Genomic DNA, 15881 nt, shown 5'->3' on the forward strand with positions numbered 1-15881 from the left:
GCCCTGTCGCTGATGCAGATGCCGCGCACCACGATTGCCGTCGAGATGATGCGCGATGCCGGCCTGCCCTATATCGTCGTGCTGACCGATCCCACCACGGGCGGCGTCACCGCCTCCTATGCCATGCTCGGCGATGTCCAGATTGCCGAACCGGGCGCGCTGATCGGCTTCGCCGGCCCGCGCGTGATCGAGCAGACCATCCGAGAGAAATTGCCCGAGGGCTTCCAGCGTGCCGAATACCTGCTGGAAAAAGGCATGATCGACCAGGTCGTGCATCGTCATGAAATCCCGGCCACACTGGCGCGCATGCTGCGTGTCCTGATGAAGCGGCCCAGCGCTTCCAGCCCCGGCCGCCTGGCACCGCCCTCGCCCGATCATGTGGCGGCGGACGGAGGAGCGCATGAGCGCCCGACGCCAGGACGTTGACGACGCACTGACGCGGCTTTCCCGGCTGCATCCCAGAAAGATCGACCTGTCGCTGGGCCGGCTGCAGCGCCTGCTCGCAGCGCTGGGCAATCCCCAGAACCAGCTGCCACCGACGATCCATGTCGCCGGCACCAATGGCAAAGGCTCGACCTGCGCCTATCTCGCCCATATGGCCCGCTCCAATGGCCAGAAGGTGCATATCTACACCTCGCCGCATCTGGTCGATTTCAACGAACGCATCCAGATCGACAGCCAGCCGGTCGGCGACCAGACTTTGATCGAGGCTTTCGCGCGCTGCGAGGCGGCGAATTTCGGCGAGCCGATCACCTTCTTTGAAATCACCACGGCAGCGGCCTTCCTGCTGTTCAGCGAACACCCGGCCGATCTGCTGATCCTCGAAGTGGGGCTGGGCGGCCGGTTCGACGCCACCAATGTGATCGCAAACCCCATCCTGTGCGTCATCACCGCCATCGGGCTGGATCACCAGGAATTTCTCGGCAACGAGATCGCGATGATCGCGCATGAAAAGGCCGGCATCTGCAAGTTCGGTGTCCCGACCATTATCGGCCGCCAGTCTCCGGAAGCCGAGGCGGCCCTGATCAAGGAAGCTCACCGTGTCGGCGCCCTGGCCTATGTCTGGGGTCAGGATTACCGGGCCTATCAGCAACATGGCCGCCTGACCTATGAGGATGAGAGCCGGGTGTGGGACCTGCCCAGTCCGGGTCTGATCGGGCCGCATCAGATCGACAATGCCGGCGCCGCCGCCGCCTGCGCCGCCGTGCTGCAATGGCCGGAAAAATGCGTCGCCGACGGCATCGCCCACGCGACCTGGCCGGCGCGCCTGCAGAACATCACCCGCGGCCCCCTCGGCGAGATCGCCCGCGAGCATAATGCCGAACTCTGGCTCGATGGCGGCCATAACCCGGCCGCGGCCGCAGCGCTGTCCCATGCGCTGGCCGATATGGATGAGCGCGAGGACCGGCCGCTGGTCATCATTGCCGGTTTCTCGCCCAACAAGGATGTCGAGGGCTGGTGCTCGCAATTTGCCGGCCTGGCGCGGCGGCTGATCGCCGTTGAGTTCAAATCCGGCCGCGGCGGCTCACAGTCGGCAGAGACCGTTGCTGCAGCGTCAAATGCCGCCGGGCTCAAGGCGGAAACCGCCACCGGACTGCTGCAGGCGGTGAAGAATGCCGCCAAGGAAGTGCCCGCGCCGCGGATCCTGATCGGTGGCTCGCTCTATCTCGCCGGGGAAGCCCTGGCGCTCGGCGGTTCGCCGCCGCACCAGACACCGGGCTGACCGTTCACGCGAGCGTGAAGACCTGGCCTGCATCCAACCTGTCCTGCCGGAACATCATGGGTTCACAGACAACCCGTTCATCGACAGGAATCCACAATGCGCAATACCCTCCATCTGGCCACATCGATCTTCGCCCTTGCCCTGCTCGCGCCGGCCAGCAGCCTCGCCCAGGATGCACCGGCCCATACCGACTTCATCGAGCTGGCTGACGCCATCAACGCAACCATGCTCGCTCATCACTACAACCCGGCAGAGCTCGAAGGACCGGCTTATGCTGCCGTCGAGCAAGCTGTTTCCGCCCTCGCCGCGACCGCCACAACCGACCAGGAATTCCTCTCGGGCTTCCGGACCATCTGGCGCTCGGGGCCCTTCTCCCACGTCGTGCTGCGCCAGAGCGATCAGACCGCCGCCCAGATGGGCGCCGGGTTCGACAGCATGCGCATTGGCGGCGGCGGTGCCGTGCTGAGCTGGGACAACGAGATCGCCGTGCTGACGGTCAATACGATGATGGGCGAGGACACGATCGAGGAGATCGATGCGGCCTTTGACGAGATCGCCCGCCATGATACCGCCGCCCTGATTGTCGACCTGCGAGAAAATGGCGGCGGGGCCTTTGCCGTGCGACCGCTGGTGGCCCACATCATCGACACGCCGCTCGATGCCGGTGCCTTCATCTCCCGGCCGTGGAATGCGACCATGGATCACGCGCCCGGTCCCGATGACATCGCCGGCCTTCAGCCCTGGGAGGGCTGGTCGGTCCTCTCCTTCTGGGCCGACGTCCAGGCAAACCTGGTCACGCGGATCACCTTCCAGCCGGTCGAGCCCGGCTTTGACGGTCCGGTCTATGTGCTGACCAGCCATGAGACCGCCAGCGCGGCCGAGATGGCGTCCGATGCGCTCAAGGCCTCAGGCCGGGCGACGCTGATCGGGGAGACGACGGCCGGTGAGATGCTGTCGCAGACATTGTACGACCTGCCGGGCGGCTATCAGCTCGCCCTGCCGATTGCCGATTACTACTCGATGACCAATGGCCGCATTGAAGGCCATGGCGTGGTGCCGGATATCGCCATCGAGGCGGCTGCGGCAATGGACACCGCGCTGACGCTCGCGCGCCAGTAGGCATCCCCGCACAAGCCAGCGCAGAAAAAAGCGGGCCGCCCTGACAAGGGCAGCCCGCTTTTCACATTTGGTCTGGCAGAACAGATCAGGCCGAAAGTGTCTCGCGGACCCATTCGGTAATCTTGCCCTTGGCCATCGCGCCGATCTTCGTGGAGGCCACCTGGCCGCCCTTGAAGATCATCAGGGTCGGGATGCCGCGAACGCCATACTTGCCCGGCGTCAGCGGATGGTCATCGATATTCACCTTGGCGACGGTGAGTTCGCCGGCCATTTCCTCGGCCAATTCTTCAAGTGCGGGTGCAATCTGCTTGCACGGGCCACACCATTCGGCCCAGAAATCGACAAGCACGGGACGATCCGCATTGAGGACATCAGACTCGAAGGAATCATCGCTGACCGCTTTCGTCGCCATGGGCTACTCCTTTGTTCGTGGCGAGCCCGGTTGTTCCGGACTCATTTGATGGAGCGTGAGGTAAGCAGCGCCGGGTCAATCGTCAAGAGTTTGCACCTGACAGGACACCGTCCAGCAATTCTGCGGGGATTTCCATCAGGCGGGCCGCATCCGTCCACAGCAGGGCGCACCGCACCGTCTTTCCCGGATGCAAGCTGCGCAGCAGGGCGCGGTAGGCGGCCATCTGACCGAGATAGACCCGCGCCACGCCGCTGACATCAACGGGCGGCGGACGGTTGGTCTTGTAGTCGACGATCAGGACTTCGTGATCCGTCACTACCAGACGGTCGACCTGGCCGCGCACTTTCGTGCCCGGCGGCAGTCCCGGTGCGGTCCCGGTCAGGGCGACTTCGGCGCGGCTGCCCGGACCGAACAGGGCCGCGAAATCGGGATGGTCGAGAATCCCCAGCGTTTCCTCGACGATCACGGACCGGGCCGCCTCATCGATGTCCGGCTGTGCCGCAACAAAGCGCACCGCGGCCTCGCGCCGGCGGTCCGGGTCAAGACCGGGCAGGGTTTCGAGTAATTTGTGGATGACCTCACCGCGCCGGAAGCGCTGGCCACCCGGATCGAGCAGGGGCGAGATCACCGCCTCCGCCATCTCCTCCTCGGCCAGAAGACGCGAGGGCGCTATCGCGCGCAAGGCGCCCGCTTCGCTCGCGGCTGGCTCAATCGCCCAAGCCGGGAGTTTCACTCTCGCCGTTGCGGCGCGATCATGTGCCCCCAGCGCGACGGGCGCCGCGCCCAGTCGCAGCCCCGGACCAATCGCCTCGACACGCGCCGAGAGCGGTGTGTCGAATTCAACCCAGTCATCGCCCGACCATTGCGCCGCCAATTGCGTATACCAGCTGTCCTTGGCCACGCTGCCAGCGCCCCGGCCCTGACGCCAGCCGCAGACGATCAGCCGGTCCCGCGCCCGCGTCAGCGCGACATAGAGCAGGCGTCCATGCTCGGCCTGGGCCCGGGCCGCATCGGTTTCGCGCATCTCGGCGACGAGCGGCGGGTCCTCGGCCTTGCGCTGCGACCAGATCAAACCGGCTGCAGCATGACTGAAGATAGGTTCCCCCTTGCCAGTAGCAGGCGAACGGGTGGTATCCGGCAGGATAATGACAGGACGCTCAAGCCCCTTGGAGGCATGAACCGTCATCACCTGGACTTCGTCCCGGTCCGTGCTCATCTCGCGCTTGAGCTGGGTCTCTTCGCCCTGCAGCGAGGCAACAAAGCTCGCCATGGCGCCGCCATGCTCACCCTCATGCTCGAGCGCACGGCCCAGGAAGACCTCCGCCGGATCGCGTGCCTCCTCCCCCAGCCGCGCCAGGACCCGCGCCCAGCGGCTCTCCCCGGTCGGGGTGCGGGCATTGAGGAAGCCGCAATAGACGTCGTACAGCCCTTCACTATCAGCCCTGTTGCGCCAATCGATCAGCGCCGCTCTGGCTTCGGCAAAACGGGGATCGGTCGAGGTAAAGAGCGCATTCCACAACGCGCCGCGATGGCTGTTACGGCGTGTCTGGGCGAGATCGAACAGGGCGTCATCATCGATCGGCGGGATCATACTGGCGACAGGGTCGAAAAAGGGGGATTTGAGCAATTCAGCCAGCGCCAGATCATCACCCGGCGTGATCGCCAACCGGCCCAGCGCCAGAAGATCCTTCACCACGGTCTGTTCACGCAGCACCATGCGGTCAGCGCCGGCAACGGGCACCTGGGCGAGTTTGAGCTGGCGGATCACTTCCTCAAAGAAACCGCCCGTGCGGCGCCAGACGAGAATGGCGATATCCCTGGGCTGAACCGGGCGCGGCTCGAAACGACCGTCCGTCTCGTGCCAGACCGCATCACCGCGATCAATCATCGCGCGGATTTCTCCAGCAATGGTCTGGGCCAGGATATCACGCGCCGAACCCCGGCCCGGCGTATCAACCGGATCGAAGATCGAGCCCTCCTCAATCGCTTCCGGCTTGGGCACAGATGGCCAGAACTCGACACAGCCCGGCGTGCCGGAACGGGCAGCCTTGTGATTATGGTAAAAGGCGAAGGGCCGCGCCGGGTCGGCATTCTGGAATTTGGTTTCCGGCGCACTGGCGGCAATGGGCGCAAAGGCCTGATCGACCGCCTGCAGGATTTCAGGCGCCGAGCGGAAGCTGACATCGAGCCCCGGACGCGTGAACTTCAGCCCGGCCGCATCGGCACGCTCGCCCAGAGCATCACCCTCGGCGATGAAGCGGGCCGGCTCAGCGCCCTGGAAGGAATAGATCGACTGCTTCTCATCGCCGACCACGAACAGGGTGCGCGCGTCCTCATTCGCGCCCTTGCCGGCGAAGAACTCGGCAGTGAGCGATGCGATCATGTCCCATTGCCGCGGCGCGGTATCCTGGGCCTCATCGACGAGTGCGTGCGCCAGACGGCCATCGAGCTTGTAACCGACCCAGCCGGAGAAGGGATTGGCATCGCTCAGGAGATGCCCGGACAAAACGATGAGATCATCAAAGTCGAGCGCGCGCTGCCGCAGCATTTCGGCGTCATAGGCATCGAGGAATAGCGTCGCGACCCGAAGCGCTGCCGCGCTTGCCTCGGCGACCTGGGCGGTACGGACCAGTTCGCGCGCCAGCTCAAAACGCTCGGCTTCGGCTTCGAACAGGCCGGGCAAACTCGGCGCGTCCCTGGCGCAAGTCTGGGTGACGAGCGATTTGGCCCGACTGCCCTCGCCATTGGTGATGAAATACACTGGCAGGCAGGCATCAAAGGCCAGGTCTGGAGTCGCCGCCTTGAGCGCAGCGTCGAGCGCAGCTGCCCTCGTGTGATCCGCCTTGCTGCCAAAATTGCGCAACGCGATCACCGCTTCGGCGAGATGCGCATGCGGTGCGCCAGCCCAGGTCTCGGCCTTTACCGCCGCCGATCTCGTGCCCTCGGGCAAGTCGAACAGCGCATACATCTGACCAATCAAGGCATCGGGATCGCCCGCCTGCCCGAGCGCATCGCGTAGCTTGTGGCGGTTGAAGCGCGTCCAGCGCAGGATATTGCCGAGCGCATCGGGGCCGCCAGCCTGCAGCAGCGTGTCGACCGTTTCGCGTCCCAGCCCCTGCAGCATGCGCCGTCTGGCCGTCTCCACCACTTTGGCCGCTTCGCTATCATCAAGCGTCTTGAAGCCCGGCGGGGCCCCGGCCTCGAGCGGGAAGCGCCGCAGCAGGTTTTCGCAGAAGGCGTGAATCGTCTGGATTTTCAGCCCGCCGGGCGTTTCCAGCGCCATGGCGAAGAGTCTGCGGGCCGAAGCGAGGAAGGGCGCGTCACGCCGTTTCTGGCCGAGCTTTTTCAGCTCATCGCCCAGTTTGATGTCCGGCATGACCGACCAGTGACCAAGCCGGTCAAACAGGCGTTCCTTCATCTCCGCAGCGGCAGCCTTGGTATAGGTCACGCACAGGATCTGGTCAGGCTGGGTCCCGCCCAGCAGGATATTGATGACGCGATTGACCAGGACGCGGGTCTTGCCGGAACCGGCATTGGCCTCGACGAAGACACTCGCCACCGGATCGGCAGCAAGATCCTGCTCGGCCGTGGCCCGTTTGATGATGTCGGGATCGAAACCGGGCTCGCTCATGTCTCGCCCCCCTCATCGCTGCCGCCAGGCGCGCTGGCCCATTCACCGCGCCGGGCGAGATGGTCGTAATCACCGTAATCATTGACGTATTTTGCACGCGGCTGGGAGAGATAAGGCTCCGCTTCATTGTCGAAACGATTGATCCATTCGCGCAGGTCAGCGATCGCCTGATCCGCCATCTCGGCTGCCGAGGGGGTGGACTTCGTGCTGTCGATACGGGTCTCCACGCCGCCCACGGCATTGCCGGGCAAACGCACATAATAGAGCCCTGCCGGTTCGCCGGAGAAGTCCCTGAACGTGCCGCTCTCACGCGCCATCGCAGCCGTCAGCGGCAATTGCGGGTCGAAACCGGAGGCCACCTCTTTCGGCGTCGCGGCGCCACCCGTCTTGTAATCGATGATGTCGATACGGCCATCGCGATGCCGGTCGAACCGGTCGGAGCGGCCATTCAAAACCCAGTCGCCGCCCGGAACATCAAGGGTCAGCTCACCCTTGATTTCCAGCTTGGCGATCGTGATGCCTTCGGCGCGGCGGGCCCGCTCCCAGTCCACCAGCCAGCGCGCGGCGCGCGCAAAGCGCGGCACTTCGACGACCAGCTCCTCTGGCGCAAACCCGGCCTTGACCAGATGCCGGCGCGAGACCTCGACCAATTGCGCCTCGGCATCTTCGGGCAACACGTCCAGCCAGTTTTCAAAGGCTTCGTGCAACGCATCATGCAAAGCCGTGCCGCGCTCGCGCGCGTCAATCGGCATGTCGGCGGGGTCGAGACGATCAATGCCGAGAATCCGGCGTGCATAGATGGAATAGGGGTCGCGCACCCAGGTCCGGATCTCGGTGATAGACAGGCGCCGCGGCCGGGCGGCAACGGGCGGCCGCGGCTCTGGTTTGGGCGCCGGTTTCGGACCGAGGCCGGGAGCGTTGAGATCGCGGGCAATGGCAGCGTAATCGGTCGCGGGCTTCAGCGCCCTTGCTGCCGCATCACGCCCCATCGCGCCCTCGACCAGCGTCTTGAGGCGCCAGACCCAGCGCGAGGCCACCGTCGGCGCGCCATCTGCCTTGGTGGCGCGCGTCAGAAACACTTCGGCACCGCAGGCGAGCTGGGCGAAATCATGCGCGGCCAGACCATGGCGACGTTCCGGCGCCCCCAGATCGAGCGCCTTGCGCATTCCCGCAGACAGCCAGGGATCCACCCCCAGCCCCGCCGGCCAGACACCTTCATTCAGGCCTGCCAGTACAATCCGGTCAGCCCCGATCAGGCGCGCTTCGAGGGGCCCGAGCACTTGCAGACGTGGATGCACGCCCAGACGCGGTGGCACGCGGCGCGCGCGAACCAGCTCGCGAAACGCGCCGGCATATTCGAACAGGCGCATCGGCGGCAGGCTTTCAGTCTCACCGAGCAATTCACGCAGCACACCGGCCGCCGCATCACCACCCTCGCCGGCCCAGAGCCGGACGGCCCCCTCGCGCTCGGCGCTCGAAGCGAGGGCTTCGGCGGCGCGGGCATGGCGTTCGGCCCAGACGGCGGCGGGGCGTTGCTCATCCGGCTCGAGCGGCGCCAGGGCGGCCTGCATCTGCGTCAGTATGGCTTCGATCGCCGCGCGGTCATTATCGAACAGATTGACATATTTGCCATCCAGGCGCGCGCGCACCGAAGCCAGGTCACGCCCCGGCCGAACGCCGCGCAGCGCCTCCGCCTCGAATTTCCCGAGCACGCCATGCACCAGGCCACGTTCCGATCCGGCAGCAAAGAGTGGCGAACCCCACAGCGCCGACAGGGCCACGACGCTGCCCGCATCCTCCGCAACATCAAGCAGGCGCAAGAGGAAAGCCCCCGCATGGGTTTCCGACAGTGCTGCACCGCCGGAATCATCGAGCCGGACGCCGAACCGGTCCATCTCGGCGGCGACGCGCCGCGCCAGTCCACGATCCGGCGTCACCAGAATGGCTGTCTTGCCCGGAGTATCGAGGGTTTCCCGCAGCAGGAGTGCGCAGAGGCGCGCTTCGGCCAGCAGATCAGGCGCTTCGATCAGGGAGAGGCCATCAAGGCCGCGAGCGAAATAGTCATCGCCATATTGCTGTTTGAGCTGTTCGACGCGAGCGAGCCAGTCATCGGTCGCCTTGGCCGGCCGCAGGGATTCCGCGATGACACGGCGGCGGGCCCGCGCCGTAGCCGGTTCGGCCGAGCCAAGCCATTGCCCGACCTGCTTGCGGTGAATCCCGAAATCATTGACGAAGGCCTGCATCGCCCATTGTGGATGGGAGTCGTCAATATGCGCCCAGGCCTTGTCATCGGCGTCCCAATCAAAGCCTGGCAGAACCACCGCGCCCTGGGGCAATTGTGCGACGCAGCGCATCACATCGCGCGCCGCCGGGATGGAACCGGTCGAGCCCACGACAAGAACCGGGTGCGAGGGCGCCTGACGGTCCCAGCGCTCGACCAGGGCACCCAGCACGATCGACCGCCGCGCCGCACTGTCGACCAGGCCGAGCTCTTCCAGCCGCATCGGCCAGATCGTGCCGACAATATTGAGGAATTCGACCGCTTCGCGCCGGTCGGCCGGCAAATATTCCTGCAGCGCCTCATCGAGGACAGAGAAATCCGTGACATCCTCGGTCGCCAGATCATCGAGCAGGGCGCCGAGCGGTTCGGCCAGGGCCAGCGCGCCGCCAATCCCGATCTCGCGTCCCAGCACCGCTTCCTTCGCCAGAATCAGGCGCGCCAGCTCGAAGCGGCGGCGCGATGCGGATACCGCAGGCGGGGCGATCCCGGCCAGTTCGCCCGGTTCAAACGGCGGATCATCGACATCGATATCGCCAAGCGGGCGGATCATCGGCAACAGGGCGACGCCATTGCCGGCCTCCTCGGCGAAGGCATCGCCGAGCGCCTTGGCGGCCCGCCGGGTCGGTGTCAGGATCAGGACATGTGTCAGGGCGTCGGGACAGGTCTCGACATTGAATTCAAGCCGCAGGCGGCGGGCGATGGATCGCAGGAAGTCGGCCTGGGGGGGCAGGGTGAAAAGGCGCGGTGCCGGCGTATCGAACAGGCTTTCGCTCACCTCGCCAGACGCGCCTCGGCCGCGTCGACCGCTTGCGGATCCCCGACATGCATCCAGAAACTCTGCATGGGCAGACCGAAGACCCGGCCCCGGGGCACCAGATCGCGCCAGATTTCGGTCATCGAGAAGCGCGTCTCGCTCCGGCCCGCCATGATGGAGGGCTTCATGATCTGAACGCCGGCATAGGCAAAGGGCGCCCTCGCCGCCTCGCCGCGCCAGGCAATGCGGCCATCATCACCGAGGAAGAAATCGCCCGCTCCGTCAAAGCCGAGCGTCGCCTGCATCGGCGCCAGCAGCAGGAGGACATCCATCCGCCCGGCATCCCAGGCGGCGCGCATACGGTCAAGCTCGGGCTCCGGCCCATCAACCCAGATGGCGTCGATATTGGAGATGAAGACCGGATCGTCACCGAGCAGAGGCAGCGCCTTGACGACGCCGCCACCGGTCTCCAGCACGCAAGCGCGCTCATCGGAGACTGTCAGGCTACCGGTACGCGGATGGGCCCGGATATGGCTTTCCATCAAGTCGGCGAAATGGTGCACATTGATGATCGTCCGCTGCACACCCGCCGCCTCGAAACGGTCCAGCGCCCAGTCGAGCAAGACCTTGCCACCAACCTCGACCAGTGCCTTGGGCCGGTCATTGGTAAGCGGCCGCATCCGCGTGCCCAACCCGGCAGCCAGCGCCATGCCCGTCGAGATCCGGGTCATTTGTGCGCTTCCGCGAAGACGGCAGGCGCGTGCGCCTTGGTCCACATCAAAAGCGGCATGAGGGCCGGATGCTGCAGGTTTGACACATAGTGCCGGGCGACACGCGGCAGCAGGTCGAGATAGCGCTGCTTGCCGTCACGCTTGGCGAGGCGCACGAAAATGCCAAGAATCTTCGCATTGCGCTGGGCGCCAAGCACCGCATAGGCCGCATCAAAGCCGGCCGCATCCTCAATTCCGGCTTTCTCGATAAAGCGGGCCTTCAGCGGGATCGCCAGATTATGGTCGACACTGCGGCGCGCATCCTCGATCAGCGAGACGAGATCATAGGCCGGGTGGCCGATCAGAGCATCCTGAAAGTCGAGCAAGCCAACGCGGGCATGGCCTTCGCGCTCGGGCAGATGGATCAGGTTTTCCGCATGAAAATCACGCAGCACAAGCCCGGGCGCGCAGCTGTCCAGCCGCCGGAAAGCCTGCTCCCAGATTTGCCGCCAATCGGCGCGCGCGCTCTCGCTGATCGCCAGGCCGGCATGTTGTGCAGCGAACCAGTCGAGGAAAAGATCGGCCTCGGCCGCCAGGGCGACGCCATCATAGGGCAGAAGCGGCCAGTCCCGGCCGTCCAGTGTGACCCGGTCGGCGAAAGAGGAGCGATAGATCGCCGCGAGAGCGTCAACAGCTTCCGAGTACAGGCGGCCTTCATGCATCTGACCCGGCAAGAGGCGGGCATAGAGCGCATCGCCCAGATCCTCGAGCAGGAGAAAACCCTGATCGGGTTCGCTGGCCAGAATGCGCGGTGCGGAAAACCCACGTTCGACCAGGGCGCTGGCCAGCCCGGCGAATGCAGCCGGATTGGACCCGGCCAGCCGGGCCTGGGCGTTATATCCCAGCGCGGCGCGTTGTTCCGGGGTAGCGTCCTGCGGGCAGGTCGGTGCCTCAGCGCGTGCCGGTGCGTCCATCAGCATCGCCGGTTCACCCTGCCGGGACAGGCGAAAATATTGACGGGTGGAGGCATCGCCGGGCAATGGCGCGATCTCGGCGCCGGCCCATCCGGCCCGGTCAAGAAAGGCTGCGCGCGCAGCGGCGCGGTCAGAATTCGTCAACGCGGCTCTCCCAGCTTCCAAACCCTGTTATCCGGGCTTCGCGGACAGTGTCCACGCCCGCGCCGGTGATGGCTATGGAAATTTCCAGCCGGTCGGCGGGCAGGTTGTTGGCAAGCCGCTCCGGCCATTCGATCAGCGTGATCGCGTCATCAAAGGCATCATCCAGACCGAGCTGCTCGACATCAGCCGGATCTTCGATCCGGTAGAGATCAACATGCCAGAGTGGAATCGCCGCCGCGGTCTCATAGACCTGCACAATGGTGTAGGTGGGGCTCGGCGCGTCATCAATACCGCACAGATCGGCGATGACCTGACGCGCCAGCGTGGTCTTCCCGGCGCCGAGATCGCCCGCCAGACAGACCACATCGCCCGCGTCCAGGAGGGCGGCGAGACGGTGGCCCAGCGCTGAGGTCGCCGCAAGATCGGTCAGGGTGAGATGGCGCGAATGGGTCATGCTTCGCGCTTAACGAAGCGCGGCGGCGACGGCAAGCAATGAAGCTGAATCTTGACATCGCAGTGAACGCTGTTCATTTCCTAGGCACAGAACCGGAGCGTCGCATGGCCAAGATTACCTATATCGAGCATAACGGAACCGAGCACAGCATCGAGGTCGCCACAGGCCTGACGGTGATGGAGGGCGCGGTCCGCAACATGGTTCCCGGCATTGATGCCGATTGCGGCGGCGCCTGCGCCTGCGCGACCTGCCATGTCTTTGTCGACCCGGCCTGGTTCGACAAGACCGGTTCACGCGAAGCGATGGAAGACTCCATGCTCGACTTCGCCGATGGTGTGACGGAAACCTCGCGCCTGTCCTGCCAGATCAAGGTGACCGAAGAGCTGGACGGGCTGATCGTCCGGATGCCAAAGCACCAAGGCTGAGCCTGGCCCCGGCCTAGCTGTCCGAGCCGACCCGTTCATCTTCATGCGCCATGCCTGCAAGGTCCAGTTCCTTTGGCGTGGCGAGGCTGCGCGCCTCCGCAGGCAGATGACAAGCGACGAGCGTGCCCTTGCCGGGCTCTGATTTCAGCTCGACCCAGCCGCCATGCAGCAGTGCAATATCCTTGACCAGGGCGAGGCCGAGACCGGCACCGCCGCGTTCACCGCGCGCAAAACGATCGAACACGCTGGCCTGTTTTTCCGGCGCGATTCCCTCGCCATCATCATTGACCCACAGCGTCAGTTGATCGCCTTCGCGACGCGCGCCGATGGTAATGCCGCCACCGGGCTGCACATGGCGCAGGGCATTGGACAGGAGATTCATCGCGACCTGTTTGAGGCGATTGCGGTCGGCCCGCAGCAGGCCGATATCGCCCTCGACGCGCACATCCAGCTTGACCGAATTATGGTCGGCGCGGGCAGCGACCAGTTCGGCCGCCTCGCGGACCACATCCTCCAGATTGACGTCGCCGAGATCCAGCTCAAGCTGGCCGGCATCGATCGCGGCCACATCGAGAATATCATCGATCAGCTTGGCCAGATGTGACGACGCCGACTGGATCGCCGCCATGGGTTCTTTTTGCCGGTCGGTCAGCTCGCCGGCAAAACCCTGGGCCAGCAGATCGGCATAGCCGCCAATCGTCGTCAGCGGCGTGCGCAATTGATAACTCACATGCTCGACGAATTCGGTCTTGATGCGCTCGGAGGTCTCCAGTGCCTCGGCGCGCTCACGCAGCGCCTCTTCAATCCGGCGGCTATCGGTGACATCGTCCCAGCAGATCAGGGTGGCGCCATCCGGCAGGGGCCGCGTCAGATAGGTCAGGACGCGATCATCGGAGCGATGCATCTCGCCGGTGACCTGCTTGCGCGCCTGTGGGCTCGGATCGGTGACCCGCCCGCGAATATCATTCCACACCCGGTCATCGGCAAACAGGGCGGCACAGGTTTCCGCCACGGTCTCGAAATCAGGCTGCCCGTCGAGCTCCTCGGCGTCGAAGCCCCATAATTGCTCGAAGGCATTATTGTTCAGCTGCAAGCGGCCATTGGCGCCAAACACCGCGACGGCTTCATGCAGCTTGTCGAGCGTGGCGCGCTGGACATTGATCAGCGTGTTATAGCGGGCGCGCAGGGCGAGCTCGTCGGTCTTGTCTTCAAAAATCAGCATCAGACCGCCCAGCGGGTGACGCTGGCGGGCAACGCGCAAGGTGCGGCCATCGGGAACGGGCCACAACTCGTCCGGCGTCTCATCACCCGGAGCGAGCTCGTAGCGCGCCAATTCATGGGCTTTCCAGTCGGCGAAGTCGGCCTGTTCGGGCAGGAGGCGCTTCTCGCGCATCCGGTCGAGCAATTGGCCGTGGCCCGGGCGGTCATTGAGCCAGGCCTCGTCGAGTTTGAACAATTTCGAAAAAGCTGTGTTGTGAAAGGCGGTACGTTTCGAGCGGTCGAATACCACCACCGCCTCGGCCATATGGTTCAAGGTCTCGTCATGAGCGCGCCGGAAGCGCGAGAGGTCACTCTTCGCCTCTTCACCCTCGGTCACGTCAAGGGCGAAGCCCGCGGCGCCGCCGGAAACCGGGAAAACGAGGAATTGCATCGCCCGCCGGCGGCCGCCAACCACAATCACGCGGGTATCACCGACAACATCCGCCTTCGCGGTCGCCGTTGAAGCCTGATCGGCCATGCCGGCATCGAGCGTGGTCTGCTTGTGCAGTACATCATCAAGCGTGTCGGCATCGACGGCGCTGACATAGGCCTGATTGGCCCATTCCAGCCGACCGGTCGCATTCATGCGCCAGGCAGGGAAGGGAGCCCGTCCAAGCATGTCGAGGAAGGCCAGCGGGTCCTTGCTGACCAGGCGTTGGGCTTCTTCAACCCGGCCCCGCGCGCCGGATTCTTCCAGACCGCGAATGGTTGAATCCGAGAGCCAGACCACAAGCTGGGTGCCAGCCGCCCGGCCATCAACCTCCAGAAAACGGCCGCCGGGGCCCAGAATTGTCAACGAGAAGGGACTGCCCTGGCGCATCAGCTCCTGAAAGCGCAGGCGCAATGTCGTCTCGCTTCCGCCAGCCGAACGCGCCTCATAATCGGCCAGGCCTTCCATCAGCGTGCTCGCCGGATCAGGCCCGTCGCTGGCTTCGGCAAAGCGCAGCAGGGAGGCCAGCGCCACGGTCGAACCAAAAATGCGCGGATGGCCCCAACCGGTCTCGGATTCGTCGAAAGGCGGTTCATCCCAGACCAGGACCAGACCCGGATGGGCTCCGAACACGCTATCGGCGCGGGCAATCTTGTCTTCCAGTTCAGACGTGCGCCGGCGCCAGAGTGTCTGCGCAGCACGCGCGCCCGCGGTCAGCCGGTAGGCCCACATCCCTGTCGCGAAGGCGAAGGCCACGGCACCGAGTGTGACGATCAGGGTCACGATCTGGAAGGTCTGTCCGGTCATCAATCTCGCCCTGTTGCGGACCTCTCCCCCGTATTTCGAGGCCCGCACGAATCAGTATGATAGCGAGGTGCGGACTCATGGGCGATGCCTGCCGCCGCAAAACTCTTAATAACTTATTTGAGTTCCCCGAAATCGCGAACAATTACCGTGCACAAGCGCGAATATTCCGGGGAATGTTGAGGTGGGCAATGGCTGGTGCGGCTAGCGGATCTCAACTTCGCCGGCACGGAATTCAAACATCACAACACAGTTTTCCAGCACCTCGACCCCGTCGAGCGGGCGGAAACGCCAATTCAACACCGCTCTCGTCGAGGCGCGGTTGAAAGGGCCATCCGGTACGGCACGCGCGACACGGGCGCGATGCACGCTGCCATCGGCATAGACATGAAAACGCACCACCACCCACCCCTGGCGGCCGCGCGAATAGGCGCCTCCAGGATAGGCCGGGGTTGGCGCCTCGATCGCTGCCAGCGTTGATCCACGGCAATCATCGGGGCCGATCATCCGGTCGACATTGGGCGGTGTCGGATAGGTATCAACGGGCCGGAACGGCGCCCGCACCGCCGAGAGCGGCGCCAATCCACCCGGTATGGAGGAACAGGCGGCGAGGAAAAGGCAAACCAGGACTGGAAGGAAGCGCATCATGGGGGCCAAGCTAGCGCGCGCCAACGCCGACGCAATTCTCGCACGCAGCAAGCGCGCCCGTCTCCACAGGGCGCCGCGCGCCCTGGCCGCACGAAATCCACGCCCGTTCAAA

At 65.0% G+C, this 15881-nt stretch carries 11 protein-coding genes and 1 pseudogene; 4 read left to right on the plus strand and 8 right to left on the minus strand.

The genetic code is table 11. The features are described from left to right. From AAC023_RS06220 to AAC023_RS06230, 3 genes and pseudogenes are all read left to right on the plus strand, one after another. Positions 1-426: pseudogene (locus tag AAC023_RS06220) on the plus strand (acetyl-CoA carboxylase carboxyl transferase subunit beta); the annotation flags it as partial. Continuing rightward, positions 401-1723, plus strand: coding sequence for a folylpolyglutamate synthase/dihydrofolate synthase family protein (locus AAC023_RS06225; RefSeq protein WP_339739241.1), 1323 nt, complete (start codon positions 401-403; stop codon positions 1721-1723). The pseudogene AAC023_RS06220 and the gene AAC023_RS06225, both read left to right, overlap by 26 nt. Before the next feature lie 96 nt (positions 1724-1819). Further along, positions 1820-2842, plus strand: coding sequence for a S41 family peptidase (locus tag AAC023_RS06230; RefSeq protein ID WP_339739243.1), 1023 nt, complete (start codon positions 1820-1822; stop codon positions 2840-2842). Positions 2843-2927: 85 nt separating this feature from the next. On the opposite strand, the gene trxA is transcribed toward AAC023_RS06230, so the two are convergent. The 6 genes from trxA to tsaE all read right to left on the minus strand — a co-directional run bounded on the left by trxA (position 2928) and on the right by tsaE (position 12202). Continuing rightward, positions 2928-3254 carry a thioredoxin TrxA gene (gene trxA / locus AAC023_RS06235; protein WP_091769990.1) on the minus strand — a complete coding sequence of 109 codons (327 nt, stop codon included), beginning with the start codon at positions 3252-3254 and terminating at the stop codon, positions 2928-2930. 82 nt (positions 3255-3336) lie between these two features. Continuing rightward, positions 3337-6885, minus strand: coding sequence for a double-strand break repair helicase AddA (addA, locus tag AAC023_RS06240; protein ID WP_339739246.1), 3549 nt, complete (start codon positions 6883-6885; stop codon positions 3337-3339). Next, positions 6882-9941 carry a double-strand break repair protein AddB gene (gene addB / locus AAC023_RS06245; RefSeq protein ID WP_339739248.1) on the minus strand — a complete coding sequence of 1020 codons (3060 nt, stop codon included), beginning with the start codon at positions 9939-9941 and terminating at the stop codon, positions 6882-6884. The genes addA and addB overlap by 4 nt, the downstream gene beginning before the upstream one ends. Next, a complete protein-coding gene (locus AAC023_RS06250; RefSeq protein ID WP_339739250.1) occupies positions 9938-10651 on the minus strand; it encodes a nucleotidyltransferase family protein in 714 nt (237 codons plus the stop codon). The genes addB and AAC023_RS06250 overlap by 4 nt, the downstream gene beginning before the upstream one ends. Further along, complete coding sequence (locus tag AAC023_RS06255) at positions 10648-11748, minus strand: phosphotransferase (RefSeq protein WP_339739252.1); 1101 nt, start codon at positions 11746-11748, stop codon at positions 10648-10650. Before AAC023_RS06255 ends, AAC023_RS06250 begins: the two co-directional genes overlap by 4 nt. Further along, the gene (gene tsaE / locus AAC023_RS06260) at positions 11735-12202 is read right to left on the minus strand and encodes a tRNA (adenosine(37)-N6)-threonylcarbamoyltransferase complex ATPase subunit type 1 TsaE (RefSeq protein ID WP_339739254.1); all 468 of its coding nucleotides are present in this window, start codon (positions 12200-12202) and stop codon (positions 11735-11737) included. Before tsaE ends, AAC023_RS06255 begins: the two co-directional genes overlap by 14 nt. Before the next feature lie 104 nt (positions 12203-12306). Here tsaE and AAC023_RS06265 point away from each other — a divergent pair, with 104 nt between their 5' ends. Further along, positions 12307-12627, plus strand: a complete 321-nt coding sequence (locus AAC023_RS06265; protein ID WP_339739256.1) for a 2Fe-2S iron-sulfur cluster-binding protein — start codon at positions 12307-12309, stop codon at positions 12625-12627. 13 nt (positions 12628-12640) lie between these two features. Here AAC023_RS06265 and AAC023_RS06270 read toward each other — a convergent pair whose 3' ends face one another. After that, positions 12641-15124 carry an ATP-binding protein gene (locus tag AAC023_RS06270; RefSeq protein ID WP_339739258.1) on the minus strand — a complete coding sequence of 828 codons (2484 nt, stop codon included), beginning with the start codon at positions 15122-15124 and terminating at the stop codon, positions 12641-12643. A 201-nt stretch (positions 15125-15325) separates the two neighbouring features. Beyond that, positions 15326-15769 (minus strand): energy transducer TonB, encoded by a 444-nt coding sequence (locus AAC023_RS06275; protein ID WP_339739260.1) that lies wholly within the window; start codon positions 15767-15769, stop codon positions 15326-15328. Positions 15770-15881 lie beyond the last annotated feature (112 nt).

Origin of the sequence: uncultured Maricaulis sp. (assembly GCF_963976135.1) — a bacterium.
In the GTDB taxonomy this organism is placed as follows: Bacteria; Pseudomonadota; Alphaproteobacteria; order Caulobacterales; family Maricaulaceae; genus Maricaulis.

What these genes read in the sequence shown, in the direction of transcription:
- AAC023_RS06225 (WP_339739241.1), top strand. Translation starts at nt 401, where the DNA reads ATGAGCGCCCGACGCCAGGACGTTGACGACGCACTGACGCGGCTTTCC.
- AAC023_RS06230 (WP_339739243.1), top strand. Translation starts at nt 1,820, where the DNA reads ATGCGCAATACCCTCCATCTGGCCACATCGATCTTCGCCCTTGCCCTG.
- trxA (WP_091769990.1), bottom strand. Translation starts at nt 3,254, where the DNA reads ATGGCGACGAAAGCGGTCAGCGATGATTCCTTCGAGTCTGATGTCCTC.
- addA (WP_339739246.1), bottom strand. Translation starts at nt 6,885, where the DNA reads ATGAGCGAGCCCGGTTTCGATCCCGACATCATCAAACGGGCCACGGCC.
- AAC023_RS06250 (WP_339739250.1), bottom strand. Translation starts at nt 10,651, where the DNA reads ATGACCCGGATCTCGACGGGCATGGCGCTGGCTGCCGGGTTGGGCACG.
- tsaE (WP_339739254.1), bottom strand. Translation starts at nt 12,202, where the DNA reads ATGACCCATTCGCGCCATCTCACCCTGACCGATCTTGCGGCGACCTCA.
- AAC023_RS06265 (WP_339739256.1), top strand. Translation starts at nt 12,307, where the DNA reads ATGGCCAAGATTACCTATATCGAGCATAACGGAACCGAGCACAGCATC.
- AAC023_RS06270 (WP_339739258.1), bottom strand. Translation starts at nt 15,124, where the DNA reads ATGACCGGACAGACCTTCCAGATCGTGACCCTGATCGTCACACTCGGT.
- AAC023_RS06275 (WP_339739260.1), bottom strand. Translation starts at nt 15,769, where the DNA reads ATGATGCGCTTCCTTCCAGTCCTGGTTTGCCTTTTCCTCGCCGCCTGT.